This is a genomic window from Pseudoxanthomonas sp. CCNWLW251 (assembly GCF_037402255.1).
Classification (GTDB): Bacteria; Pseudomonadota; Gammaproteobacteria; order Xanthomonadales; family Xanthomonadaceae; genus Pseudoxanthomonas_A.
In genome coordinates this window covers 618111-642417 of record NZ_JBBEGA010000002.1, presented here as the reverse complement: position 1 = coordinate 642417, position 24307 = coordinate 618111, and the positions used below count along the sequence as shown (strand labels likewise).

Sequence of the window (24307 nt, the reverse complement as noted above, 5' to 3'; positions counted from 1 at the left end):
AATGCCGGGCTTCTTTTTTGCAGTTACTTCACGTACGGCGCGATCACCCGCTGCCAGATATCGTAGCCGGCGGCATTCATGTGCAGGCGGTCGTCGATGAACAAGGTCTCGTCCGGCTGGCCCTTGGCATCCAGCATCGGCGTGAAGATGTCGATGTAGTCCACGCCCAGCCGTTTCGCTTCGGCCTGGATCAGCATGTTGGCTTCGCGTTGTGTCGCAAGCAGTTGGGCGCGCGAGGGGCTCGGCTTGGTGCTGATGTAGGCGATCTTCGTTTCCGGCAGATCGCGGCGGATGCGCTGGACGAAGGCGGTGAAGTCCTGTTGCAGCTGTTGCGGCGTGCGGCCGGCGTTGAGGTCGTTGTCGCCTGCGTAGATCAGGAGCTGCCGGGGTGCATACGGCACGATGATGCGATCGGCGTACCAGGTGCTGTCGCGCAGTTCGGAGCCGCCGAAGCCGCGGTTGATCACCGGCACGCCGGGGAAGTCCTGCGCGAGCGTGTCCCAGAAACGGATCGAAGAGCTGCCGATGAACAGCACGCCACGGCGCGGGGGCGGGGACTTCGCGTCGGCAGCCTCGAAACGCTGCATGTCGGCCTCCCAGGCCGGGCTCGAGACCTGGTCCGGGATGCGCGGGGCCGTCTGCGCCCGGGGCTCCGCGACCGCCTCCGGCCCGGTGGGCGGGGTGCCGGCACACGCGGCCAGGGCAGCCAGCAGCACGACGGACAGGGAAAGGCGGAACGTGTTCAGGAAAGGCACGGGGGGAGGGCTCCTTCTTGTCGGACGGGCCCTAGTGGACCAGCCCGTGCCGGGCGATGCAAACCGCCCTGGGGCGGTACGCGGGCGCCTTGTGGCAAAATTGCCACCTTGGCGCGGTATCCGCGCCGGCTCCACCCGATCCGACCTCCCGCTGGACCAGGCCCTTGCCTGACCGGCCGGAGACGATGCGGGGCTTCCTTCGCATCGACCTGCCATGGCTGACGAAACCGGACACCTTCCCCGCGGCCCCGGCCGCATCCTCAAAGCCACCGTGTGGTCCATCCAGGGCCTGCGCGCGGCGTGGATGCACGAATCCTCCTTCCGGCTGGAGGTGTACCTGCTTGTCGTGCTCGCGCCGCTGGCGCTGTGGCTGGGCGGAACCGGCCTGGAGCGCGCGCTGATGATCGGCAGCTGCCTGCTGGTGCTGGCCGCCGAACTGCTGAACTCCGCGGTGGAAGCCGTGATCGAACGCTATGGTCCGGAACACCACGAACTCGCCGGCCGCGCGAAGGACATGGGTTCGGCGGCGGTCTTCGTGCTGATGATGAATGTGCTGCTGTGCTGGGGATTGATCCTTGCGCCGCGCTACCTGTGAAATCCTGATATGAACAAGGTCTCTACCCGATGATGGAATTGCTTACCGATCCGCAGGTGTGGATCACGCTGATCACGCTGAGTGCGATCGAAATCGTGCTGGGCATCGACAACCTGGTCTTCATCTCCATCGCGGTCAGCAAGCTGCCGCCGCACCAGCGCGAAGTCGCACGCAAGTTCGGCATCGCGGTGGCGTGCATCACCCGCATCCTGCTGCTGCTGACGCTGGCCTGGCTGGCCGGCCTGACCGCCGACCTGTTCACGCTGTTCGGGCAAGGCATCTCGGTGCGCGACCTGGTGCTGATCCTGGGTGGTGTGTTCCTGCTGGTGAAGGGCACCAAGGAAATCCTGGAACTGGTGAAGGGCGAACCCGATTCCGAAGACGTGCACACGCGCCCGGCGGTGTCGTTCGCCGGCGTGATCGCGCAGATCGCGGTGATCGACATCGTGTTCTCGCTGGACTCGGTGATCGCGGCAGTCGGCATGGCCAACCACACCCCGGTGATGGTGGCGGCGATCCTGCTGGCGGTGGCGGTGATGCTGCTGGCGGCCAAGCCGCTGGGACAGTTCATCGACAACAACCCGACCATCAAGATGCTGGCGCTGGCCTTCATCGTGGCCGTCGGCGCCTATCTGCTGCTGGACGGCTTCGAGATGCATATCCCGAAGGGTTACCTCTACGGCGCGATGGGCTTCTCGGCCGTGGTCGAGTGCCTCAACCTGTGGGCGAAGAAGCGGGCCGGCCGGCGCATGCTGCGCGAGTGAGCCTTGCATCCATCGCGTGCCGCAAAGGGCTCCTTCGGGAGCCCTTTTATTTTCACGGGGGGCTAACAAGTCGGCGCACCACGCATTGTGACGTGGCGGATGCTTGCGTGGTCATGGGCAAGGTGCTGCAATCGGCGCGTCCGTCCAAGGGAGTGTCGTGCCATGCAGGTTTCGCGTCTGTGGTTGCTCGTCGTGTTGACCGTGCTGCTGTCCGGCTGCGGCTACAACACCATCCAGCAGAAGGACGAAGCCGTGAAGGCGGGCTGGTCCGAGGTGCTCAACCAGTACAAGCGTCGTGCGGACCTCATTCCCAACCTGGTCAAGACCGTGCAGGGCTATGCGCAGCAGGAGCGCCAGGTGCTGACCGACGTGACGAACGCGCGCGCGCGCGTGGGCCAGATCCAGGTCAATGCCGACGATGCCGCCTCGCTCCAGCAGTTCCAGCAGGCGCAGGGTGAACTTTCCGGGGCACTGTCCCGGCTGCTGGTCGTCACCGAGAACTACCCGAACCTGAAATCCGACCAGTCCTTCCGCGACCTGCAGGCGCAACTCGAAGGCACCGAGAACCGCATCACCGTGGCGCGCGGGCGCTACATCCAGACGGTGCAGGACTACAACACCTACATCCGCCAGTTCCCGCAGGTGATCACCGCCAAGGTCACCGGCGCGAAGGAGAAGCCGAACTTCACCGTCGAGAACGAAGCGGCCATCTCCGAAGCGCCGGCCGTCGACTTCGGTACGTCGGCCCCGGCGACGCCGCAGGCTCCGACACCGCCGCCTCCGCCGTCGCCCGGCAACTGATCAGCGTCCCGGCGCTTCCATGCTGCGTGCGCTGGCGCTCTGCCTGCTGCTGATCGCCGCGCCCGCTTGGGCGCAGTCGCTGGCGCCGATTCCCGCGCTCGATTCGCCGGTGGTCGATACCACCGGCACGCTGGATGCCGCGCAGAAGCAGCAACTGGAAGCGCAGGCATTGGCGTTGCAGCAGCGCAAGGGCAGCCAGCTGCAGGTGTTGATGGTGCCCAGCACGCAGCCCGAAACCATCGAACAGTACGCGGTGCGCGTGTTCGAACAATGGAAGCTGGGCCGCAAGGGCGTGGATGACGGCGTACTGCTGCTGGTGGCCAAGGACGACCGCCGCGTTCGGATCGAAACAGGCTACGGACTGGAGGGCGCGATTCCCGACGCCATCGCCAACCGCGTGATCCAGGAATACCTAGCGCCCAGGTTCCGCGCCGGTGACTACGCGGGCGGCATTGCCGACGCGACCGCGACGCTGGTGAAACTGATCGACGGTGAAGCGCTGCCCGAACCGGTCAGCACGCATCGCGTTTCCGGTGAGGGCGGCAAGGGCGGCGGCGTGCTGTTCGCCGCATTCGCCGCCTTCGTCGTGGCCACCATCGTGCGCGGCATGTTCAGCCGTGCGCCCTCCGGCATCCGCGGACTGTTCACGGGCGGTGCGGCCGGTGGTGTTGCACTGCTGCTGTCGTCGCTGCTTGCGGTCGGTGGGATCGCCGCCGTGCTGGGATTGCTCTACGGTCTGATGTCGGTGTCGACCCGCGGCGGGTACGCCCGGCACCGGGACTGGGGCGGCTGGGGTGGCGGAGGCGGCGGCTTTGGTGGGGGAGGCGGGGGCTTCGGCGGAGGTGGCTGGGGTGGTGGCGGTGGCATGTCGGGGGGCGGTGGCGCCTCCGGGAGTTGGTGATGCGCGTTCTCCGCCATCTGTTCGCCCGTTCGGCGCGCCGGCTGTTCCCGGAATCGACCCTGCACCACATCACCGACGCCATTGCCGAGGGCGAGCGCAGGCACCGCGGCGAGGTGATGTTCGCGGTGGAGTCGGACCTGCCATTGGGTGCGGTACTTTCCGGGGTGGATCCGCGCGAGCGCGCGCACGAGGTGTTCGTGCGGCTGCGCACCTGGGACACGGAAGCCAACAACGGCGTGCTCATCTACCTGCTGCTGGCCGACCACCGCATCGAGATCGTCGCCGACCGCGGTTTGAACGGCCTCGTCAGCGACGCGGCATGGCGCGAGGTCTGCCACCTGATTGAAGTGGGCATGGCGGAGAACCGGGCGGAACAGGCCGTCATCGACGGCATCCGCGCAGTCTCGGACCTGCTGGCGCTGCATTTTCCGCAGCTGGACGGCCGTCCGGACGAGGACGAACTGCCCAACCGGCCGCACTTGCTGGACTGATCCGCCGATCGCCGATCAGTCCGGGATCCGCCACGCGCGGGCAGGGTGGGGCAAAATAGCCCATCCCCACCGGCCAAGCCGAGGCGCATGATCTACCTCCACCAGATCGATCCGATCATCCTTTCGCTGGGTCCGCTGAAGCTGCACTGGTACGGCCTGATGTACCTGCTGGCGTTCGTCACCGCCTGGTGGCTGGGACGCATGCGCGCATCGCAAGGGCGATTGCCCGGCGTGGACGCCAACGCGTTCTCCGACCTGATGTTCTACGGCATGCTGGGCGTGGTGCTGGGCGGCCGCATCGGCTATGTGCTGTTCTACGGCTTTGGCACCTTCCTCGAAAATCCCTTGTCGATCTTCAAGGTCTGGGAAGGCGGCATGAGCTTCCATGGCGGCCTGCTGGGCGTGATGGCCGCCGCATGGTGGTGGTCGCGCAAACATCGCCTGCATTTTTTCGACACGATGGATTTCGTTGCACCGGTGGTCGCTCCCGGGCTCGGCTTTGGCCGCATCGGCAACTTCATCGGCGCCGAACTGTGGGGCAAGCCGACCGGTGCCGACTGGGGCGTGATCTTCCCGACCGATCCCGCGCTGCGCGGCCTGGATGCGGCGCAGTTGCAGGCGCAGTATGCGGCGGGTGCGCTGGATCCGTTCGCGCGCCATCCTTCGCAGCTCTACCAGGCGCTCCTCGAGGGGCTGGTGATGTTCGTGGTGCTGTGGACAGTGTCGCGCAAGCCACGCGCGCGCTACACCATCTCCGGCCTGTTCGCGCTGATGTACGGCGTGTTCCGTTTCGTGGTGGAGTTCGTGCGCGTGCCGGATGCGGACATCGGCTATCTCGCCTTCGGTTGGCTGACGATGGGCCAGGTGCTGAGCCTGCCGCTGGTGGCACTGGGCCTGTTCCTGCTCGCGTTGTCGCGTCGCGCGCCCACCCTGCAGCCCGTCCTGCCCGCGCCCGGTGCCGGCAAGGACATCGCATGAAGCCATCTGCCGGAGGCAAAGAATGAAGCAGTACCTCGACCTGCTGCGACACGTGCTGGAGCAGGGCACCGAAAAGTCCGACCGCACCGGCACCGGCACGCGCAGCGTGTTCGGCTGGCAGATGCGCTTCGACCTCAACGAAGGCTTCCCGCTGGTCACGACGAAGAAGCTGCACCTGCGCTCGATCGTGCACGAGCTGCTGTGGTTCCTGAAGGGCGAGACCAACATCGCCTACCTCAAGGACAACAAGGTCAGCATCTGGGATGAATGGGCCGATGCCGACGGCGAACTCGGCCCGGTCTACGGCAAGCAATGGCGTCGCTGGGCCACGGCCGACGGCGGCGAGATCGACCAGATCAAATGGGTCGTCGAGGAGATCAAGCGCAACCCGGACTCGCGCCGGCTGATCGTGTCGGCCTGGAACGTGGCCGACCTGCCGAAGATGGCGCTGATGCCCTGCCACACGATGTTCCAGTTCTACGTGGTGGAGGGAAAGCTCAGCTGCCAGCTCTACCAGCGCAGCGGCGACATCTTCCTGGGCGTGCCGTTCAACATCGCCAGCTATGCGCTGCTGACCCACATGGTGGCGCAGGCCTGCGGATTGGGCGTGGGCGACTTCGTGCACACGCTGGGTGACGCGCACCTGTATTCCAACCACTACGAGCAGGCGCGTGAACAGCTGTCGCGCGAACCGCGCCCGCTGCCGAAACTGCACCTGAGTCCCGACGTCACGGATCTGTTCGCCTTCACCTACGACGACATCGAGATCCACGGCTATGATCCTCATCCCGCGATCAAGGCGCCGGTGGCGGTCTAGGTGCCGATGCGTATTTCCCTGATCGCCGCCCTCGACCGCAACCGCGCCATCGGCCGCGACAACGACCTGCCGTGGCGACTGCCGGATGACCTGAAGCGCTTCAAGGCGCTGACGCTGGGCAAGCCGGTAGTGATGGGGCGCAGGACGGCCGAGTCGTTGGGGCGGGCGTTGCCCGGCCGGCTCAATCTCGTGATGACACGCAGCGGCCACGTGCCGTTCGACGGCATGCAGCCGGTGGCCTCGATCGACGAGGCGGTCCGGATCGCCATGGAGCGGGGAAGCGACGAACTGTGCGTGATCGGCGGCGGCGAGATCTATGCGTTGACGCTGTCCCGCGCCGACGTGCTGCATCTGACCGAGGTCGATACCGTCGTCGAGGACGCGCACGCCTTCTTCCCCGCGTTCGATACCGCGCAGTGGCATGAGATCGCGCGCGAATCGCATCCGGTGGATGCGAAGCATGCGTTGGATTTTGACTTCGTCGAGTATCGGCGCACCTGAAAGCAGGCGGTACGCCTTCAACCCTGGTCCGTCATTCCGGCGAAAGCCGGAATCCATTGGTCGTCAGCTGACGCACATCTGACCGTAGGATCAAGATGGATTCCGGCTTTCGCCGGAATGACCGGCGGAGTCCACCCCCTGGCGTCTTTGGGCGGGTTCGCAGCGAGCGGTCGGCCTGCGGCATCGAGCGGGTCCTGCGCTAGGGAGGCGCGCCCGGCGTGCGCGTCTCCGGTTGCCGGTAGTGTCCGATGATGGCGTGGCGGAACAGGATGTCGTCTTCCTGCGTGCCGGCGTTGATGTTGTGCAGGATCAATGGCGTGCCGTCGTGGCTGCGGCGGTCGGAGACGATGCCGATGTGCAGCAGGCCACTGCCGGTGAGTTTCCACGCCACGATGTCGCCCGGCGAGAAATCGTCCGCCGAAACGCCGGTGGCCTGCTGCCATCCCTGCCGTTCGAACCAGCGCATCTGGTTGGGGACGCGGCGATGGTCGATGCTGCGGTCGGGTCGGCTCAGGCCCCACTGGCGCGGGTACAGGGCGAAGTGCGCGCGCATGTCCTCGTGGATCGCCTGCTGAAGATCCAGCCCTTGCGTACGCAGCGCGCGAATCACCACGTCCGTGCACACGCCCCGATCGGCCGGCACGTCGCCGCCGGGATAGGACAGGCTGAAGTAGGCCGGGTCGTAGGCGCGGACCACGCCGATCTGCGCGCGTGCCGCCGAGACCAGCGACGGAGAAAGGATGGGCGGCGCGTCCGGCACCGTCGTCGGCGCCGCCGCGGGTTCGAAGGCGACGGGTGTTTCGTTGCGGCATGCCGCGAGCGTCAGCAGCATCAGGCACAGCGATGCGCACCGTGCCAGCCGCATGTTCAGTCCTTCGGCAACTCGCCCTTCGGCGGTGGCGGCACGTCGCGGCCGGGGACCTGCACCAGCCGGATGTCGTCCGTATCCAACTGCAGCGCAGTGAGCTTGCCGCCCCACACGGCACCGGTGTCGATGGCATGCACGCCGTGGCCGATCATCAGGCCGAGCGTGGACCAGTGGCCGCACACGATCTTCAGGTCGCGCTCGGCGCGACCGGGGACTTCATACCAGGGGTAGAGGCCCTGGGCCTGGCGGCCGGGCGCGCCCTTTTCCTCGATCGCCATGCGGCCGCGCGGGGTGCAATAACGCATGCGCGTCAGCACGTTGATGATGGCGCGTGCACGGTCGTAGCCGGACAGGTGCGGTGCCCAGTTCGGCTTGTCGCCGTACATGTTGCGGAACAGCTTGCGGTAGGCGTTGCCATGCAGCTGCTGCTCGACCTCGCGCGCATGTTTCTCGGCGAGCGTGGTGGTCCATTTCGGAGCGAGACCGGCATGCACCATCATCCACCCGAGTTCGCGGTCCGCATGCACCAGCTTCTGCAGGCGCAGCCAGTCCAGCAGCGTGCGTGCATCGTCGGCCAGCACTACGCGCTGGAGGTCGGGATTGACCTTGCGCTGCTCGTCCGGTGACCGCTCGCCGATGGCCAGCAGTGACAGGTCGTGGTTGCCCAGGACCACGGTGCTGTGCTCGCGCAGCGAATGCACCAGGCGCAACGTTTCCAGTGATTGGCCACCGCGGTTGACCAGGTCACCGCAGAACCACAGGCGGTCCTGCGCCGGATCGAAGCGGATCTTCTCGAGCAGTCGCTGCGTGGCGTCGTAGCAGCCCTGGAGGTCGCCGATGGCCCAGACACTCATTGTGCCGTGGCCTCAGTGCAGGGTCCGTGGAACGGACAGGGTGAACGGGGCGATGGGGGCGTCGAACCGGGTGCCGTCGTCGGCCAGCATGTCGTAGCTTCCCTGCATGGTGCCCAGCGCCGTTTCCAGGATGGCACCGGAGGTATAGCGGAAATCTTCACCGGGCCTCAGCCAGGGCTGCTCGCCGACGACGCCTTCGCCTTCCACTTCCTCCACCTTGCCGTTGGCATCGGTGATGACCCAGTGGCGGCGCAGCAGCTGCGCGGGTACGCGCCCACGGTTGTGGATACGGATGGTGTACGCGAACACGTAGCGCCCGTCCTCGGGCGCGGACTGGTCGTCCAGGAAGCGCGTGGCCACGTCCACATCGATGGCATAGTCGGGGGAATTCATCCCCGCAGTGTATTCAAACGCAGGTGAAAGCGGAAACTACCCGCCTCCATCTCAGGCAGTGGCCACCTGATTGGCCAGCCGGATGAAATCTTCCACCGCGATCTGCTCGGCGCGCGCATCCGGGCGCACACCGGCGGCTTCGATCGACTCGCTGCTGCACACCTCGGACAGCGCATTGCGCAAGGTCTTGCGGCGCTGGCCGAAGGCGGCGCGCACGACATGCTCGAAGCGCTTAGGGTCATGGATGCCGATGGTGGCCGGATCGCGCGGGACCAGGCGCGCGACAGCGGAGTCCACCTTGGGCGGCGGACGGAAGGCGCCCGGGGGCACCACGAACAGGGCATCCACCTGGCAGTAGGCCTGGAGCATCACGCTGAGCCGGCCGTAGACCTTGCTGCCCGGCTCGGCCGCCATGCGGTCGACGACCTCCTTCTGCAGCATGAAGACCATGTCGGTGATCGCCGCGGCATGTTCGATGGCGTGGAACAGGATCGGCGAGGACAGGTTGTAGGGCAGGTTGCCGACCAGGCGCAGCGTGTCTTCGCCCGCGAGCTTGCCGAAGTCCACCGACAGCACGTCCTTGTGGATGATGGTCAATCGCCCGATGCCTTCCGATGCTTCCATCAGCGGCGTGATCAGATCGCGGTCGAACTCGATGGCGGTCAGCTCGCCATGCTTCTTCAGAAGCGGGAACGTGATCGCGCCCTGGCCCGGGCCGATCTCGACCAGGCGGTCGCCGGGCTGCGGATTCACTGCCCTCACGATCTTGTCGATGTAGCTGCGATCGGTCAGGAAATGCTGGCCGAGGGACTTCTTGGGGGGAGCCTTGAAATGCGACATGGATGGATTATGCGGGAACGCTCGCGTACTGCGTGGCGTCAAGTGCGGCCCATGATGCGTTGGGAGGCCATCCGTGCGCAGGTGGCGACGGCCGCGAACAGGCTGGAAGGATCCGCGATGCCTTTGCCGGCCAGGTCCAGTGCCGTGCCGTGGTCGACGGCCACGCGCGGGTAGGGAAGACCCAGGGTCAGGTTCACCGCCTGCTCGAACCCGCTGTACTTGAGCACGGGCAGGCCCTGGTCATGGTACATCGCCACCACGGAATCAAAGCCGCGCAGCTTCTGGGGCAGGAAGGCGGTGTCGGCGGGCAGCGGGCCTTCCAGGCGCATGCCCTCTGCACGCAGGACGGCGAGCACCGGCCCGATCACCTCGATCTCCTCGCGTCCGAGGTGTCCAGCTTCACCGGCATGCGGATTCAGTCCCAGGACGGCGATGACCGGATCTTCGATGCCGAAGTCCCGCCGCAAGGACGCGTGCGTGATGCGCAGGATCTCTTCCAGCAACGCGGGCGTGATCGCTTCCGCGACATCCCGCAACGGCAGGTGGGTGGTCGCCAGTGCGACGCGGACGATGTCGTTGGCGAGCATCATCACGACCTTGCGGCCGGCGTGTTCTGCCAGCAGTTCGGTAGTGCCGCTGTACGCGATTCCGCCGGCGTTGATGGCCGCCTTGTGCACGGGGCCCGTCACCATGCCATCCAGGGATGCCTGCAGGCACGCATCGGCGGCCTGCGTCAGTGCATCGATGACGGCGCGCGCATTGCGGGGATCGGTAACGCCAAAGGTGTTGGGCGCTGCATTGGGCACCGCCCGCAAGCGCAGGTCACCCGGTTCGACGGCGACGACGGCCTCGTCGAGCAGGCGAAGCGGCAGACCGAGTGCGTCGGCCGCGGCGCGCAGTGTGCCGGGATCCCCGAACGCGAGCAGGGTACAGTCGCTGCGCGGGTGCTGCGCGAGCCGTACGCAGAGTTCGGGGCCGATGCCGCCCGGCTCGCCCGGTACCAGCGCCAGCCGCGGAATCACCTCAGCCGCCCGGCGTAGTCTCGGCGCGGTCACCGCTGCGGAAGCTGACATAGGCTTCGCCGCGCAACTCCTGCAGGTAACGGTTGTATTCGTCCTCGGCCTTGCGACGGCCGATGGTGTCGCGGAGCTGCGCGCGGCGGTTCTGGTCGGTCACGTCGGTCTGGCGGCTGCCCACGCGTTGCACGATGTGCCAGCCGGCATCGGTACGGAACGGTGCACCTACCTGGCCATCCTGCAGCGCGGTCACCTGCTGGCCGAAGGCCGGACCGAACGCATCGGCGGGGAACCAGCCCAGGTCGCCACCGTCATCGCGGCTGTTGGCGTCCTCGGTGGATTCCTTTGCTACGGCAACGAAGTCGGCGCCCCCCGCGATGCGGGCGCGCAGCGTGTCGATCTTGGCCTTGGCGGCGGCGGCGTCCTGGGTTTCGGTGATCCGTACAAGGATGTGCCGGGCGTTGTACTCGGTCACGCTGCGCTTCTCGGCCTGCGTGGCATCGCGGACTTCCACCAGCTTCAGCAGCTGGAATCCGCTGGGGCCGCGCAACGGGCCGACCGATTGGCCCGGCGACATGCCCTTGAGCATCTCCACGAAGGCGGTGGGGATTTCGTCCAGGCTGCGCCAGCCGAGGTCGCCGCCTTCCAGTGCATTCGGGCTGTCGGAATAGCGGACGGCAGCGGCGGAAAAGTCCAGTTCGCCCTTGTCGATCAACGCCTTGATGCCATCGATCTTGCCTTGGCCGGCGGTGATCTGCTCGGCGGTTGCACCATCCGGCAGGCTGACGAGGATATGCGCCAGGTGGTACTGCGCGCCGCTGTTGGCCTGCATGGCCAGGGCAGCGTCCACCTCGGCTTCGCTGACCTGCACGCGGCTCTGCGCGAAGCTCTGCTTGAGGCGCTGGATCGTTATTTCATCACGCATCGAGTTGCGGAATTCGGCGAACGACATGCCATCGGCTTCAAGCCGCTGGCGCAAGCCGTCGGGCGTGGTCCCGTTCTGCTGGGCGACGGCGTTGACAGCGTTGTTGAGGTCGGCATCGCTGACACGGACACCCGTCTCCGCAGCTCGTGCCACCTGGAGCTTCACCAGCACCAGGCGCTCCAGCACCTGGCGCTCCAGCACCGCGCGCGGGGGCAGCTGGCCGGGCTGGTTGGCGTACTGGGCGAGGACGTTGCTCACGGCGCGCTCCAGCTCGCTCTGCAGGACGACGTCTTCGTTGACGACAGCGGCGATCCGGTCCAGCGGCCGCAGTGTCTGCGCTGCCACGGGCGTCGAGGCTGCCGACAGGGCCAGCAGGCCGGCGATCAGGAGGTGGGAAAGAGGCTTGTTCATGGCATCGGATCCGGATCGTAAGTGTTGTCGTCCGGTCGCGGCGCGATATTGCTCGGCGGGACGAGATAGAGGTCGTCTCGGTAATAACCGAGGATAGCACGGCGCAGCGTGCGGTCCGTGTTCTGGCCCGCCGAGCCCAAGCCCTTCAGGACGAACTCGACCTGGAAGCCGGTGTTCATGTCGCCCTCGCGATTCCGTACGTAGCGACGCACCAGCGCACGCACGGCAAGGCAGCAGCTGTCCCACTGCACGCCTGCCACGCCTTCCAGCAGGCCAGGCTCCTGGTCGGTGGCGGCATCACGGTAGAACGAGTGGTAGTAGCGGCCCACCACGCTCCATGCCGGGGTCACCGGATAGAGGAACGAGAAGTCGGCCTGCTCCAGCAGGTCGCGGCGGCGGCGGTAAGTGATGTTGACCACGCCATCGTCCGGCAGCAGGTAGCGTGCGCGGACGCTGGCCAGGTCCTCGCGGCGGAACTTCGGGTCCCACTGGTACGAGGCACCGATGGTCCAGCGATCGGTCGGGGCGTAGTTGGCGTCCACCACCCAGGCCGACTTGCCTTGTTCAAGCGGCACTTCGTTCGGTGCGGTGACGCGACTGTCATCGAAGTAGCGGATCTGGCCGATGCTGGCCGACAGCCGTTCGAAGCCGTCCTTCTGCCGCAGCAGGCGCGTGGTCAGCGCCAGCGTCAGCTGGTTGGCGTCGGCCTGGCGGTCGGCACCGGTGTAGCGGTTGTCGCGGAACAGCTGACCGTAGCTGAAATTGAACGGGCGGGTATCGAAGATCGGCAGCCCGTCCTGCTCGCGATAGGGCGCGTTGAGGTAGAACATGCGCGGCTCGAGCGTGTGCAGGAAACGGTCGCCCTTGATCTCGGTTTCGCGGTCGAAGTACACGCCGGCATCAAGCGAGCCGATCGGCAGGCTGCGGCTGGGCGACCGGTCGTAGAACTCCGCGACCTGGGCCGGGCTGACGGGTTGGTTCGCAGGAATACCGTAGGCAACGCGCGCACGGTCCGCTGCGGTAGTCTCGGCCAGTTCGGCGTCAAGGCGATACTCGGTATGGCGATAGGCAAGCGTCGGCGTGACGTACCAGGCCGCGCCCTGCAGCGGGAACGAGATGGTCGGTTTGATGTCGATGCGGCTGCCGCCGGGATGCTCGTCGTGCTGGAACTTCACCGCTTCCGCATGGCCGCCTACGCTGATCCAGCGGCTCAGCGGCTGGTTCCAGTTGAGGTAGGTGCGTGGCAGGCGGTTGTAAGGCAGCGATTCCTCACTGCTGAGGTAGTCCGACAGCTGCCAGTGATCGGCCATCACCCCGGCGTTCCAGTATTCACCCACCCCGTACACACCTGCGGTGCTGGTTACCGACGAATAGGCTTGTCCGTACAGCGAGCTGCCGAAGTCCTCCTGGTAGCGCGCGTCGCTCAGCCAGATCAGGCTGGCGCGCGCCTGCCAATGGGGGTTGAAACGATGGTTGCCTTCAAACGAGAAGAAGCCGCGGCCGTCGTCCGGATCCGGATTGTTCGGATTGAGTGGCCTGTAGTCCACCTCGTTCATCCGGTCCCGGATCAGGTCGTCCTTGTTCATCCAGGAGCCCTGGATCTCGCCACGGCCCTTCTCGTACAGGTAGCGGAATTCCGCGCCCAGTTGGAACCCGCGCTCGCTCATGTAGCGCGGTTCAAGGGTGGCGTCGTAGTTCGGCGCCAGGTTCAGGTAGATCGGCTGCTGGTAGTCGAAGCCGTTGCGGCCGGACAGCCCCACCGCCGGGTACAGCAGGCCCGTGTGGCGCTGGTCGTCGATCGGGAATTTCAGGTAGGGCACGTACAGCACCGGTACCTTGCCGAGCCGGATCGTCGCGCCGCGGGCCACGCCCCAGCCGTCGTCGGTGTTGATGTCGATCCGACGCGAGCGCAGCTCCCAGCGGCGGTCCTCGGGATCGCAGGTGGAGTAGGTGGAATGCAGCAGGCTGCCTTCCGGCCCCTTCATGTCGATACGGTCGGCGCCGCCGTTGCCGCGCCGGGAGACCAGCTGGTAGCGGACGTTGTCGATCTGGTGGGCGTCGGCCCCCTGGTCGCCACGGGCGCTGTCGGCGATCAGGCGGATGCCGGCATCCTGGTAACGGATGTGGCCGTCAGCGACGTAGGTGTCCTGCTCCTGGTCGTACTTCAGGTTGTCTGCGCCCAGGAACTGGTCGCCACGGGTGAGGACGACCTCGCCGCTGTACTGGGGATTGGCCTCGGTGCCGGAGAGCTGGTCGCCCTCGATCGAGGTCGGTTGCTCGGCGCGCTGCTCCCGCGACGCCTGGGCGCTGCCGGGCGCCGGTAGCTGCGGCGCTCCCCCGAATGTCGGGATCACATCCTGGATAGGACACAACGCCCAGCTTTCGGGCTTTTCGTCAGCCGCCAGCGCGGGCAGGCACAGGGCGATGCTGAAGGGCAACGGGAGCAGGCGAAGGGCAGGGCGCACGCGGTGCTGGGCTCGCTGTCGAACGAAAAACGGTCGTTAGCTTGCCCCATCCCATGCATGCGGGCAATGAAGGCCATCGGCCGATGTCGGGCAGGGTTCAGCGACAGGGCTTTCGGGCCTCAGCGCAACGCCTCCACGTGGACCACGGCACACTCGCGCAGGGCATCCAGGTCGTAACCGCCCTCGAGCATCGAGACGATCCGTCCCCCGGCATGGCGCTGTGCCAGGGTGCGCAACTGCCGGGTCAGCCACCCGAAGTCTTCGGTCTCCAGCATCAGGTCCGCCAGCGGATCGCGCATGTGCGCGTCGAAACCCGCCGAGACCAGCAGCAACTGGGGCTTGAAGTCGTCCAGTGCAGGCAGCAGTTCGTCCGCCCAGGTGTTCTGGAAACGGAAACCACCACTGCCCGGCGGCAGCAGGGCGTTGAACACGTTGCCCACCCCGCGCTCGTAGGTTGCGCCGCTGTGCGGGTAGATGCCCGATTCGTGGCTGCTGAAGTAGGCCACCCGCGGGTCGTCGTAGAAGATCGCCTGGGTGCCGTTGCCGTGGTGCACATCGAAGTCGATGACTGCCACGCGCTCCAGCCCGTGTTTGTCGCAGGCATACGCGGCCGCCACGGCGACGTTGTTGAACAGGCAGAAGCCCATGGCGGCACTGCTGGTCGCATGGTGGCCGGGGGGCCGCACCGCGCAGAAGACGGTCAGGTCCTCGCCGTTCATCACGGCGTCCACCGCCGCCACGCCGGCACCGGCGGCACGCAGGGCGGCGGCACGGGAGGCCGGGCACATCACCGTGTCCGGGTCGAGCATGCGGTAGCCGGACACATCCGCCTCCAGCACCTCGCGCACCAATGCCTCGTCGTGCACCCGGCGCAGGTCGCCCAGCTTGACCATCGGCGCTTCGCGCCAGTCAGCGTCGCCGTGGTGCAGCCGCAGCGCCTCGAGTACCACTTCCAGCCGCGCCGGCCGCTCCGGATGGTCGGGGCCGGGATCGTGCAGCAGGCAGGCGGGGTGGGTGAAGATGATCAAGGTGCCGGCGTTGCCCTCGACGGGGCGGGATCCGCCTCTCCGCTATGGAAGTCCGGCGCCATTCTAAGCGCGGCGCCGGGTGTGCCGGCACTCGACCTTGGGGGAAGACGCCCGCTCAGGAGTGGCGTCGTTCGTGCTTCCACAGCACTTCGCCCTGGCCGTCGGCACGCGCGAGCACGCGCGCCAGCACGAACAGCAGGTCCGAAAGCCGGTTGAGGTAGCGGATCGCTTCCGGTCGCACCGCGTCGTGGCGGGCCAGGGTGACGGTCTCGCGTTCGGCGCGGCGCACGATGGTGCGGGCCAGGTGGCAGCGCGAAGCCGCCTCGCCGCCGGCCGGCAGGATGAAGTCTTTCAGCGGCGGCAAGTCGTCGTTGTACTGGTCCAGCTGCCGTTCCAGCGCATCCACGTCGTCGCCGGTGATCGCGGCATGGCCGGGGATGCACAGTTCGCCGCCCAAGTCGAACAGCTGGTGCTGCACCGTGGTCAGCAGGGCCCGGATGTCGTCCGGCACGCCGGGTACCGCCAGCAGCACGCCGAGCGCCGAGTTGGCTTCGTCCACCGTGCCGTAGGCGGTGACGCGCGCGGAGTCCTTGCCTACGCGCGTGCCGTCACCGAGGCCGGTGCTGCCGTCGTCACCGGTGCGGGTATAGATCTTCGAGAGCCGGTTGCCCATCGCGAAGCCGGGTCGGTCAGTCGGCGGTACGGCCGTGCGGCCGGGCCAGGCGGACGACCTGTTCGACCACCACGTGCACGATGACGGCCAGGCCCACGTAGATCGCAGCCACGCGCAGGTACGGCAGGTACCAGTCGCTGAAGTTCTTCCACCAGCCGGCCAGCGTCGGTTCGCTGACGACCGGGCTCAGCCAGTAGAAGCTGCCCTGGCTCAGCAGGTGGCAGAGGGTGACCGAGGCCAGCAGGCTGCCCACCAGCAGCGCCAGCGTGCGGCCATGGCTCTCGGTCTGGTAGCGGCGCAGCAGCGTGCCGCCCAGCCAGAGCGCGCCGTAGGCCGGCAGCAGGAACCAGTACGCCGGCGACACGCAGTAGTGCGTCCAGAAGTTGATGCCCTGGCCGCTGATGACGATGTAGTCCACCACGACCGCTGCCGCCATGAACAACGGGAACGCCCAGCGCGACCAGGTGCGCAGGTAGTAGCCGCCGATGAAGAAGGCGGCCCAGCTGGCATCGGGCAACGGGCCGATGTGGCCGAACGTGGTGGGCAGGTGCAGGCGGGTGAGGACCAGCAGGGCGGCGACCAGCATCAGCACGAGGGCGCGTTGGAAAGTGGTGTTCATCGGCAGGGTTCCGGAGACTCAGCCCCGCATTCTACCGGAGCCTGCGTCCGGCAGGCCGCAGGACGGGGCCTGGAGACCGGGGCGGTATCATGGCCGCATGACAGAACGGCATGACGTGGTGATCGTGGGCGGCGGGCTGGTCGGTGCAAGCCTGGCCATCGCCCTGGACCGGCAGGGACTGGACGTGGGTCTGGTCGAGGCGACGCCTGCGGGCCAGATGCCGGCGGTGTTCGACCAGCGCAACCTCAGTTTCGCGGCGGCCACCGTCAATGCCTTGACCGTGCTCGGCGTGATGCAGCAGCTGCGTGCGCCCACCGGCCCGATCCGCCGCATCCACATCAGCCGGCAGGGCGATTTCGGTCGCGTGCAACTCGATGCCGTGGACTATGGCCGCGAGGCTTTCGGGCAGGTGGTCGTGGCGCGCGATTTCGGCGAGGCACTGGAAGCGCGGCTCGACCAACTGGCGCGGCTGACGCGGTATCGGCCGGCACGCTTTGTCGGGTTCGCGCCGGGCGACGCGGGAAGCCGCGTCCTGCGCATCGCCGATGCGGGCGGCGAGCGCGAACTGCGCGCGTCGCTGGTGGTGGCTGCCGATGGCACGCGCAGCACCGTGCGCGATGCGCTCGGCATCGAGGTGGATGAACACGACTACCTGCAGACCCTGTTCGTCGCCCGGGTGCGCGCCACGCGTGCGCCGGATGGCACGGCATACGAGCGTTTCGGTGATGCCGGCCCCACGGCATTGCTGCCACGCGGTGATCGCCACTGGGGCGTGGTGCACGGCGTGGCGCGCGCGGAAGCCGACGAAGTCGCGGCGCTGGGCGAGGCTGCGTGGCTTGCGCGCCTGCAGCGCGAGGCGGGCTGGCGCATCGGCAGGCTGGTCGGCAGCGGGGAGCGCAGCGGCTACCCCATCGTGCGTGTCGTCGCGCAACGGATTGTCGCCGAGCGGGCAGTCGTGCTGGGCAACGCCGCGCAGACGATCCATCCGATCGGCGCACAGGGCTTCAATCTGGGCCTGCGGGACGCACTGACGCTGGCCGAAGAGATCGCACGCAGCGACGATCCCGGCGATGCGGGCAGCCTCGCGGCCTATGCGACGCGCCGGCACGAAGACCGCGAACGCACGCTGGCGTTCTCCGACGGGCTGGCGCGGCTGACCGCCAACCCGTCGCCGCTGCTGAAGCCCCTGCGCAGTCTGGGCCTGGTGGCGGTGGATTCACATGCGTCGCTGCAATCGTTCCTGGTGGGGGGCGCCATGGGATTCCGCGGGGATGTGCCGGCGTTGTGCCGCGGAGAGAGCGCATGAAGCGTCGCGGACAGATCGATGTCGCCATCGTCGGCGGCGGCGTGGTGGGCGCCGCGTGCGCCCTGGTGCTGGCGCGCGAGGGATTGCAGGTGACGCTGGTCGACGGCCGCGAGCCTCCGCGCTGGTCGCAGGACCAGCCGGACCTGCGCGTATACGCGTTCGCGCCCGACAATGCGGCACTGCTGGAGGAGGCCGGCGCATGGCGCGCGGTGCGCGATGCGCGCGCGCAGCCCTATCGGCGCATGCGGGTGTGGGATGCCGCCGGTGGCGGTGAGCTCCAGTTCGATGCCGATGCCCTGGGGCGTTCGCAGTTGGGCTGGATTGTCGAGAACGCATTGCTGGTGGACCGGCTGTGGGCGGCCCTGCCGGCGGCGGGCGTGCAGCTGTGCTGCCCCGCCCGCGTGGAAGCCATGGAGCAGGACGAAGCGGGCGTGACGTTGCGGCTGGACGATGGCGCGCGCGTCGACGCCAGGCTTGCGGTCGCCGCCGATGGCGCCGACTCCACGCTGCGCCGGCTCGCTGGCCTGGACGTCACCTCGCACGATTACGCGCAGCGCGGCGTCGTGGCCTTCGTGCGGACGCAGCGGCCGCACGAGGACACGGCGTGGCAACGATTCCTGCCGACCGGTCCCCTGGCTTTCCTGCCCTTCACCGACGGCCGCAGCTCGATCGTCTGGACGCTCCCCGACGCCGAGGCCGTGCGCGTGCTGGCGCTCGACGATGCGGCGTTCGGGCATGAACTCGCGCTGGCGATGGGCGGGCAACTCGGCGAGGTGGTGGTGGCATCGGAGCGGGCGGCCTTCCCGCTGCGGCGGCAACTGGCGAAGGACTATGTCGCAGGTCGCGTGATCGTGGCCGGCGACGCGGCGCACGTGGTGCATCCCCTGGCCGGGCAGGGCGTCAACCTGGGCCTGCGTGACGTCGCGGCCTTGCGCGAAGGTATCCGTGACGCGTTGGCCCGGCATGTGGACTGGTCGGCGCCCCACCGTCTGGAACGATGGGCGCGGCAGCGACGCAGCGAGAACGCCACTGCCGCCCATGCCTTCGACGGCATCAACAAGGTGTTCTCGAATGATGAGATGCACCTGACCCTGGTGCGCGGGCCCTTGCTGGGCCTCGCGGGCAGGGTGCCGCCGCTGGTGGATTTCCTCTGGCGGCACGCGGCGGGACAGCGCGCGCGCTGACGACGGGCATGCAGCGCATGCGGTAGCCTCGCCGTTCCCGGCCGGAGTATCCGCGATGAATCCTGCGCATCCCCCCCATGACCCTTCACGCCGCCGTGTGCTGGGCGGGCTTGGCGCCGCCGGCCTGGTCGGCATGTTGCCTGCCGCGCGGGCGACGGACCGACGCCCGCTCGGCGTCGCCCTGGTCGGCCTGGGTTATTACAGCCGCGACCTGCTCGCACCTGCGCTGCAGATGACGAAGCACTGCCGGTTGGCCGGCATCGTCACCGGTACGCCGGCCAAGGCGGAGGAATGGCAGCGTCGTCACCGCATTCCCGACCGCAACGTCTACGACTACGCGGGCTTCGACCGCATCGCGGACAATCCCGACATCGATGTCGTGTACATCGTCCTGCCGAACCACCTGCACAAGCCGTTCACCCTGCGCGCGGCGGCCGCGGGCAAGCACGTGTGGTGCGAGAAGCCCATGGCAATGGACGCGGCGGAGGCGCGCACGATGATCGAGGCCTGCCGGCAGCATCGCGTGCAGCTGACGGTCGGCTACCGCATGCAGCACGAACCCAATACGCAGGCGGTCATGGCATTGGCCCGGTCGCATCCGTTCGGGCGCCTGCAGCGGATCCGCGCGGAAGCCGGGTTCCGCGGATTCGATGGCGCGAGCGGCGACAACTGGCGCCTGGATCCCGTGCGTGGCGGCGGCGCGATGTATGACATGGGCGTATACGCATTGAATGCTGCGCGCTATACCACCGGTACCGAGCCCATCGCGGTGACGGCGATGCCGCATGTGGAGCGCGCCGATATCTTCCGCGGCGTCGACGAGTCGATGCGCTTCCGGCTCGAATTCCCCGATGGCGTCGTGGCCGACTGCGCGACCAGCTTCGGCCGCAACATGAACCTGCTGCATGCCGACTGCACGGACGGATGGTACGAACTGTCGCCGTTCCAGGCCTACGAAGGCGTTCGCGGCGAAGCCAGCGACGGGCGCCGGTTCGACGCCGTGATCGGCGCGACGCCCGCGCAGCAGGCGAGGCAGATGGACGCCGACGCGCTGGCCATCCTGCAGCGCATGCCGCCGCGCGTGCCGGGCGAGGAGGGGTTGCGGGACATGGTGGCGCTGGATGCGATCTTCGCCTCGGCACGCGCCGGGGGTACGCGCGTGGCGATTGCGGCGGCCTGAAATCCGTCAGCCGGGGATGAAGGGGAAGACGATCTTCAGCACGCCCTTCAATCCGCCCTCGGCGGTGCTGGCAACGGCCTTGGCGCCGAGGCTGTTGAGCGCATTGCGCGCATCCTGCCAGCGCAGTTTGGTGAGGTCCTTCTTCAGCAGGTCGGTGACCTCTTCCGTCGCGGGCATCAGCTTCTTCAGCTCGGCCGTCACGGCAGCGGGGTCGGGTTGCAGGTAGCCCCAGCGTTCGGCAATGGCCAGCAGCGTATCGAAGCGCACCGCCACCACGTCGCGATTGCGTTCGTACACGGGCAGCGCACCCACCTCGAGGATGGCCTGTTCGAACTGCTGATGGTCGTCGGGATGCTCGATGCGGATGGCGAGGAAGCCTTCCTTGCGGCTGCGTTCGCTGACATGCTTCGCACCCGATTTCAGGTTGGTCTCGGTCAATGCCGTCGCGACGATGCGTTGCAGGGCGGCATCGCGCTCCTCGGGCACCAGCGCCCGCCAGCGTGCGTAACCATCGCGGCGCAGCGCCTTGATCTTGGCCGGCGTGACCCGCAGCTTGCCGGCGACGGTGAAATTGGATTCGTCGCGGCCGATGGCGCCGTCGCGTTCCAGCAGCACGAAGATCAGCAGTTCAAGATCGCGCTTGGTCAGCGACTGGAAGCCCTGCAGCAGGGTCAGGCGCAGGAACTCGTTGCCGAAACCGGCGGGGTCCTTGAGTTCGATCGGCAGCATCGCGGGTCTCCTTGTCAGGGAGGCATCTTGCCACGCCGGCATGTCAGCGCCTGAGACGTCCGCGGCACGCCGTCACAGGCCGGTCTCGCGCCCCGGATAGTCCGCGCGGAAGGCTTCGATGGCACCCCGGTCCTGCAGGGTGACGAAGACGGTGCGTCCGTCCGGTCCGCCGAAGGCGACGTTGGTGGGTTTCCGGCCTTTCAGTCTCACCTCGCGCAGCACCTTGCCCTGCGGCGACACCACTGCCACCGTGCCCGCGCCGTAGCGGGCGATGTAGAGATTGCCCCTCGCATCGGTGCGCATGCCATCCAGCCCGTGGTCGGGGAAGGCGATCAGCAGGCGCTTGCCGGATATCCCGCCGCTGCCATCCAGGTCGTATGCCCACACGCGTCGCTGCACGCTTTCGTTGACGTACAGGACATCTCCCTTCGGGCCGACTTCCACCCCGTTGGTGGTGCCCATGCCGGTTTCCAGCAGGGTCGCCGCCCCGTAGGGCAGCACGCGCCAGAGCTGGCCCGTGCCCGTGCTCCAGTCCGGATCGCTGGCGTAGAACATCCCGTTGGGCGCGAACGCGATGTCGTTGGGCTGGTGCGCGCCGGGCAAGGTGGCGAACACGCCGATCGTGCGGTCGCGGGGATCGATGCGCAGGATCCGGTGGCCGGTGTAGTCGGCCACGTACATGAAGCCGTCTGCATCGAAGCGGATGCCGTTGCCGGTGCTGCCCTCCGGCAGCGTCACGTACAGGGCCGCGTCGCCGGCGCCGTCGGCATCGAACGTCACCCGGCCGATCGTGCCATCGCGCCCGAAACCCACCGCATACAGCGCGCCGTCGGGGCCGAAGGCCGGGCCTTCGATCCCCGTGCTGAAAACACCATCGCCCACGACGTCGCGTGCAACGTACAGGGATTCCGGCGTCGCCCGCGCGACGTCGTCCGTGTGGGTGCAGCCCGCCAGCCCTGCGGCCAAGCCAAGTGCGAGCAGCGTCTTCATTCGGTGCAACGTCATCCGTATCCCCTCGGGTGGCGTGTAGGCAGGTCTCCACGGCTCAGCCGGGCGTGGCGAATACCGTGATCTCTTCGCGGTCGTGGTAGAGCTGGCGTGCCCGCACCTCCAGCGACCTGCCGGCCTGTTCGGCGAACAGGTCCAGGCACAGCTTCGTTTCGTCCCAGCGTTTCTTCATCGGCAGCTTGAGATTGAACACGGCGTGCCGGCACCAGCCTTCGCGGAACCAGTACGCCATGCGCTCGGCCACGCGCCGCGGTTGCTCCACCATGTCGCAGACCATCCAGTCCAGCGGCTGCGAGGGTTTCCAGTGGAAGCCGTCGGCGCGCAGATGCTCGACCAGGCCGGTCGCCAGCACGTGCTCGCGCAGCGGGCCGTTGTCGACGCTGGTCACGCGCAGGTGATGGCGCGTGAGTACCCAGGTCCAGCCACCCGGCGCGGCGCCGAGATCGGCGGCGGTCATGCCGGGCCTCAGCAGGGCCTCGCGCTGGCGTTCGTCGAGCAGCGACAGGAAGGCTTCTTCCAGCTTCAATGCAGAGCGCGACGGTGCGTCGGGCAGCAACTTCAGGCGTGGGATACCGAGCGGCCAGGGCGCGCTGTCGCGTGCATCGGCGATACACAGGAACAGGTGGTCGCCCTGCACGAACACCACATGCAGGCGCGGCAGGCGCGCATCGTCCTTCTCGCTCAGGAAGCCGGCCTTGCGCAGTGCCGGCCGCAGCGCATTGCCGAAACTCCGCGCGAGTCCCGCCAACGGCTTGGCGCTGTCGGAGTCCGGGTGTTCCACCCACAGGTCGCCGTAACGCCCGCTGCCCGCCAGGGCGGCGAGGAGCGGCGTGATGCGGTCCTTGGGGTCGATGCCACGCAGTTCGGCGAGCAGTCGCAGCTTCTGCCGGGCGAAGATCAGGTCGCGCCAGGGCAGGGCGCGGTCCAGCGCCTGCGCTTCCTCGCAGACAAACACGACATGACCATCGTTGCGCTGCGCGCGCGCATAGCCGGCGAACCCGGCCAACGCGGCGCGCTCGGTCAGTTCGGCAGCAAGTTCGGGTTCGAATCCCTGGCGGCAATAAGCCAGCAGGCCGGTCGTCGATGACATGGCGCGGTCGCGTGAAGCGGATGGCTGCGGCTCCTGCCGCGAGGACAGGGTACAGGAGAAGCCGGGTGCGATGGCTTCTCCGCGCGTCGCTCAGTACGTGTCGCCGCCCGACTCGCCATAGTGCCGGAGCACCGCGCGCGCATCCTCGCGGCGCAGGTCGCGCACGACCTCGATGCCGCGCTTGTTGAGCTCGCCGATCCAGTCCGCCGGCAGCGGACCTTCATCGAACTCGGTCAGTTCCATCACGTCTTCGGCGCGCGCGCCGATCAGCAGGCGGTCGATGCCGGCCCACACCGTGGCGCCGTAGCACTGGCAGCACGGCTGCGAGGACGTGGCCAGCACCACGGGCGCGATGCGGTCGTTGAGGCGCGGCGTCTGCAGGCGCTGCTGCGCCAGCATGTAGGCCATGTTCTCGGCATGCGCCAGCGAGCAGGTGTGGGGCATTACGCGGTTCACGCCGAGGGCGATGACGCGGTCATCGGGGCCGAACACCACCGCGCCGAACGGGCCGCCGGTATTGGCGTCCACATTGCGGCGCGACAGGTCGATGGCCAGCGCGACCTTGGCTTCGTCGCTCGCGTAGGTCGCCGCGGGGTCGACCAGGTCGTGGGTCCAGGCGGGCAGGGTGAGGTGGATCTGTTGGTAGAGCATTACTGGGCAGGGAGTCTGGCGATGGAGGAATCGGATTCGCAGCGGCCGCTGACGCATTGGCAGGCGGTCACGTCAGCGAAGCCGCAAACACCCATGCGACCGCTGGCGGCGCACTGCGCCTGCACGCCCTGCGGATCGGTGAGGCTGTTCTTGTTCACGCAGGCCGGCATCGCACCACAGCAGTTGCCCACGTTCTTCACCGCGCAGTCGGCGCTGGTCCTGCAGGCGTAGTCGACGGTGACTGCGCCGGCTTCGCGCGGCGGCAATGTGCCGCCCGTGGGTTTGGGCGCGTGCGCGGACGCGGCGGGCGGCTCGGCAGCGGAACTGTCGGTGGACGCCGGTGCCGCGCACCCGACCAGCGCCATCAACGGGGCCAGCATCAGCAGCAGGGCGAACGGCAGGCGCAGGACGGTGCGGGGCATGGCGGACTCCATTCTTCGTTGTTGGAAACGACAGCCTGCCGC

The 24307-nt window shown here is 67.8% G+C and carries 27 protein-coding genes; 11 read left to right on the top strand and 16 right to left on the bottom strand.

The annotated features are described in order from the left end of the window. Window positions 1-23: 23 nt before the first annotated feature. Window positions 24-755 (bottom strand): SGNH/GDSL hydrolase family protein, encoded by a 732-nt coding sequence (locus WBN46_RS10060; RefSeq protein ID WP_337731377.1) that lies wholly within the window; start codon window positions 753-755, stop codon window positions 24-26. 214 nt (window positions 756-969) lie between these two features. Between WBN46_RS10060 and WBN46_RS10055 the strand changes: the two genes are divergently transcribed. From WBN46_RS10055 to WBN46_RS10020, 8 genes are all read left to right on the top strand, one after another. Continuing rightward, window positions 970-1350 (top strand): diacylglycerol kinase, encoded by a 381-nt coding sequence (locus WBN46_RS10055; protein WP_337731376.1) that lies wholly within the window; start codon window positions 970-972, stop codon window positions 1348-1350. Between the two features lie 29 nt (window positions 1351-1379). Continuing rightward, a complete protein-coding gene (locus tag WBN46_RS10050; RefSeq protein WP_142125807.1) occupies window positions 1380-2114 on the top strand; it encodes a TerC family protein in 735 nt (244 codons plus the stop codon). A 162-nt stretch (window positions 2115-2276) separates the two neighbouring features. After that, entirely contained in the window at window positions 2277-2915 is a 639-nt protein-coding gene (locus tag WBN46_RS10045) for a LemA family protein (protein ID WP_337731375.1), read from the top strand. Between the two features lie 19 nt (window positions 2916-2934). Further along, entirely contained in the window at window positions 2935-3816 is an 882-nt protein-coding gene (locus WBN46_RS10040; protein WP_337731374.1) for a TPM domain-containing protein, read from the top strand. Further along, the gene (locus tag WBN46_RS10035) at window positions 3816-4307 is read left to right on the top strand and encodes a TPM domain-containing protein (RefSeq protein WP_142125810.1); all 492 of its coding nucleotides are present in this window, start codon (window positions 3816-3818) and stop codon (window positions 4305-4307) included. The genes WBN46_RS10040 and WBN46_RS10035 overlap by 1 nt, the downstream gene beginning before the upstream one ends. Before the next feature lie 87 nt (window positions 4308-4394). Continuing rightward, window positions 4395-5285 (top strand): prolipoprotein diacylglyceryl transferase, encoded by an 891-nt coding sequence (gene lgt / locus WBN46_RS10030; protein ID WP_337731373.1) that lies wholly within the window; start codon window positions 4395-4397, stop codon window positions 5283-5285. A 22-nt stretch (window positions 5286-5307) separates the two neighbouring features. After that, on the top strand, window positions 5308-6102 hold the full coding sequence (locus WBN46_RS10025; protein ID WP_337731372.1) for a thymidylate synthase: 795 nt from the start codon (window positions 5308-5310) through the stop codon (window positions 6100-6102). 6 nt (window positions 6103-6108) lie between these two features. Beyond that, window positions 6109-6603, top strand: a complete 495-nt coding sequence (locus tag WBN46_RS10020; protein WP_337731371.1) for a dihydrofolate reductase — start codon at window positions 6109-6111, stop codon at window positions 6601-6603. Window positions 6604-6802: 199 nt separating this feature from the next. Here the strand turns inward: WBN46_RS10020 and WBN46_RS10015 are convergent, their stop codons facing one another. The 10 genes from WBN46_RS10015 to WBN46_RS09970 all read right to left on the bottom strand — a co-directional run bounded on the left by WBN46_RS10015 (window position 6803) and on the right by WBN46_RS09970 (window position 16695). Next, window positions 6803-7468, bottom strand: coding sequence for a DUF1287 domain-containing protein (locus WBN46_RS10015; protein WP_337731370.1), 666 nt, complete (start codon window positions 7466-7468; stop codon window positions 6803-6805). 2 nt (window positions 7469-7470) lie between these two features. After that, a complete protein-coding gene (locus tag WBN46_RS10010) occupies window positions 7471-8325 on the bottom strand; it encodes a symmetrical bis(5'-nucleosyl)-tetraphosphatase (RefSeq protein ID WP_337731369.1) in 855 nt (284 codons plus the stop codon). A gap of 12 nt (window positions 8326-8337) precedes the next feature. After that, window positions 8338-8718, bottom strand: coding sequence for a Co2+/Mg2+ efflux protein ApaG (gene apaG / locus WBN46_RS10005; protein WP_192201929.1), 381 nt, complete (start codon window positions 8716-8718; stop codon window positions 8338-8340). A 51-nt stretch (window positions 8719-8769) separates the two neighbouring features. Beyond that, window positions 8770-9558 carry a 16S rRNA (adenine(1518)-N(6)/adenine(1519)-N(6))-dimethyltransferase RsmA gene (gene rsmA / locus WBN46_RS10000; protein WP_337731368.1) on the bottom strand — a complete coding sequence of 263 codons (789 nt, stop codon included), beginning with the start codon at window positions 9556-9558 and terminating at the stop codon, window positions 8770-8772. A 38-nt stretch (window positions 9559-9596) separates the two neighbouring features. Further along, window positions 9597-10580 carry a 4-hydroxythreonine-4-phosphate dehydrogenase PdxA gene (pdxA, locus tag WBN46_RS09995; RefSeq protein ID WP_337731367.1) on the bottom strand — a complete coding sequence of 328 codons (984 nt, stop codon included), beginning with the start codon at window positions 10578-10580 and terminating at the stop codon, window positions 9597-9599. Window position 10581: 1 nt separating this feature from the next. Next, the gene (locus WBN46_RS09990) at window positions 10582-11910 is read right to left on the bottom strand and encodes a peptidylprolyl isomerase (protein ID WP_337731366.1); all 1329 of its coding nucleotides are present in this window, start codon (window positions 11908-11910) and stop codon (window positions 10582-10584) included. Then, a complete protein-coding gene (lptD, locus tag WBN46_RS09985) occupies window positions 11907-14375 on the bottom strand; it encodes an LPS assembly protein LptD (RefSeq protein WP_337731365.1) in 2469 nt (822 codons plus the stop codon). The genes WBN46_RS09990 and lptD overlap by 4 nt, the downstream gene beginning before the upstream one ends. Before the next feature lie 119 nt (window positions 14376-14494). Beyond that, the gene (locus WBN46_RS09980; protein ID WP_337731364.1) at window positions 14495-15403 is read right to left on the bottom strand and encodes a histone deacetylase family protein; all 909 of its coding nucleotides are present in this window, start codon (window positions 15401-15403) and stop codon (window positions 14495-14497) included. A gap of 115 nt (window positions 15404-15518) precedes the next feature. Then, complete coding sequence (locus tag WBN46_RS09975) at window positions 15519-16076, bottom strand: cob(I)yrinic acid a,c-diamide adenosyltransferase (RefSeq protein ID WP_192201923.1); 558 nt, start codon at window positions 16074-16076, stop codon at window positions 15519-15521. 16 nt (window positions 16077-16092) lie between these two features. After that, window positions 16093-16695: a hypothetical protein gene (locus tag WBN46_RS09970; protein WP_337731363.1), complete on the bottom strand. Its 603-nt coding sequence runs from the start codon at window positions 16693-16695 to the stop codon at window positions 16093-16095. A gap of 97 nt (window positions 16696-16792) precedes the next feature. Here WBN46_RS09970 and ubiH point away from each other — a divergent pair, with 97 nt between their 5' ends. The 3 genes from ubiH to WBN46_RS09955 are packed head-to-tail and all read left to right on the top strand — an operon-like array spanning window position 16793 to window position 20365. Next, window positions 16793-18001 carry a 2-octaprenyl-6-methoxyphenyl hydroxylase gene (gene ubiH, locus WBN46_RS09965; protein WP_337731362.1) on the top strand — a complete coding sequence of 403 codons (1209 nt, stop codon included), beginning with the start codon at window positions 16793-16795 and terminating at the stop codon, window positions 17999-18001. Beyond that, window positions 17998-19185 carry a UbiH/UbiF family hydroxylase gene (locus tag WBN46_RS09960; protein WP_337731361.1) on the top strand — a complete coding sequence of 396 codons (1188 nt, stop codon included), beginning with the start codon at window positions 17998-18000 and terminating at the stop codon, window positions 19183-19185. The genes ubiH and WBN46_RS09960 overlap by 4 nt, the downstream gene beginning before the upstream one ends. A gap of 55 nt (window positions 19186-19240) precedes the next feature. Further along, window positions 19241-20365, top strand: a complete 1125-nt coding sequence (locus tag WBN46_RS09955; RefSeq protein WP_337731360.1) for a Gfo/Idh/MocA family oxidoreductase — start codon at window positions 19241-19243, stop codon at window positions 20363-20365. 6 nt (window positions 20366-20371) lie between these two features. Here WBN46_RS09955 and WBN46_RS09950 read toward each other — a convergent pair whose 3' ends face one another. From WBN46_RS09950 to WBN46_RS09930, 5 genes are all read right to left on the bottom strand, one after another. After that, window positions 20372-21094 carry a hypothetical protein gene (locus WBN46_RS09950; protein ID WP_337731359.1) on the bottom strand — a complete coding sequence of 241 codons (723 nt, stop codon included), beginning with the start codon at window positions 21092-21094 and terminating at the stop codon, window positions 20372-20374. 72 nt (window positions 21095-21166) lie between these two features. Then, window positions 21167-22099 carry an SMP-30/gluconolactonase/LRE family protein gene (locus WBN46_RS09945; RefSeq protein WP_337731358.1) on the bottom strand — a complete coding sequence of 311 codons (933 nt, stop codon included), beginning with the start codon at window positions 22097-22099 and terminating at the stop codon, window positions 21167-21169. Between the two features lie 40 nt (window positions 22100-22139). Continuing rightward, window positions 22140-23192, bottom strand: coding sequence for a 23S rRNA (cytidine(2498)-2'-O)-methyltransferase RlmM (rlmM, locus tag WBN46_RS09940; RefSeq protein WP_337731357.1), 1053 nt, complete (start codon window positions 23190-23192; stop codon window positions 22140-22142). Between the two features lie 90 nt (window positions 23193-23282). Further along, entirely contained in the window at window positions 23283-23843 is a 561-nt protein-coding gene (locus tag WBN46_RS09935) for a nucleoside deaminase (RefSeq protein ID WP_192201916.1), read from the bottom strand. Further along, on the bottom strand, window positions 23843-24265 hold the full coding sequence (locus WBN46_RS09930) for a hypothetical protein (protein ID WP_337731356.1): 423 nt from the start codon (window positions 24263-24265) through the stop codon (window positions 23843-23845). Before WBN46_RS09930 ends, WBN46_RS09935 begins: the two co-directional genes overlap by 1 nt. Window positions 24266-24307: the final 42 nt, after the last annotated feature.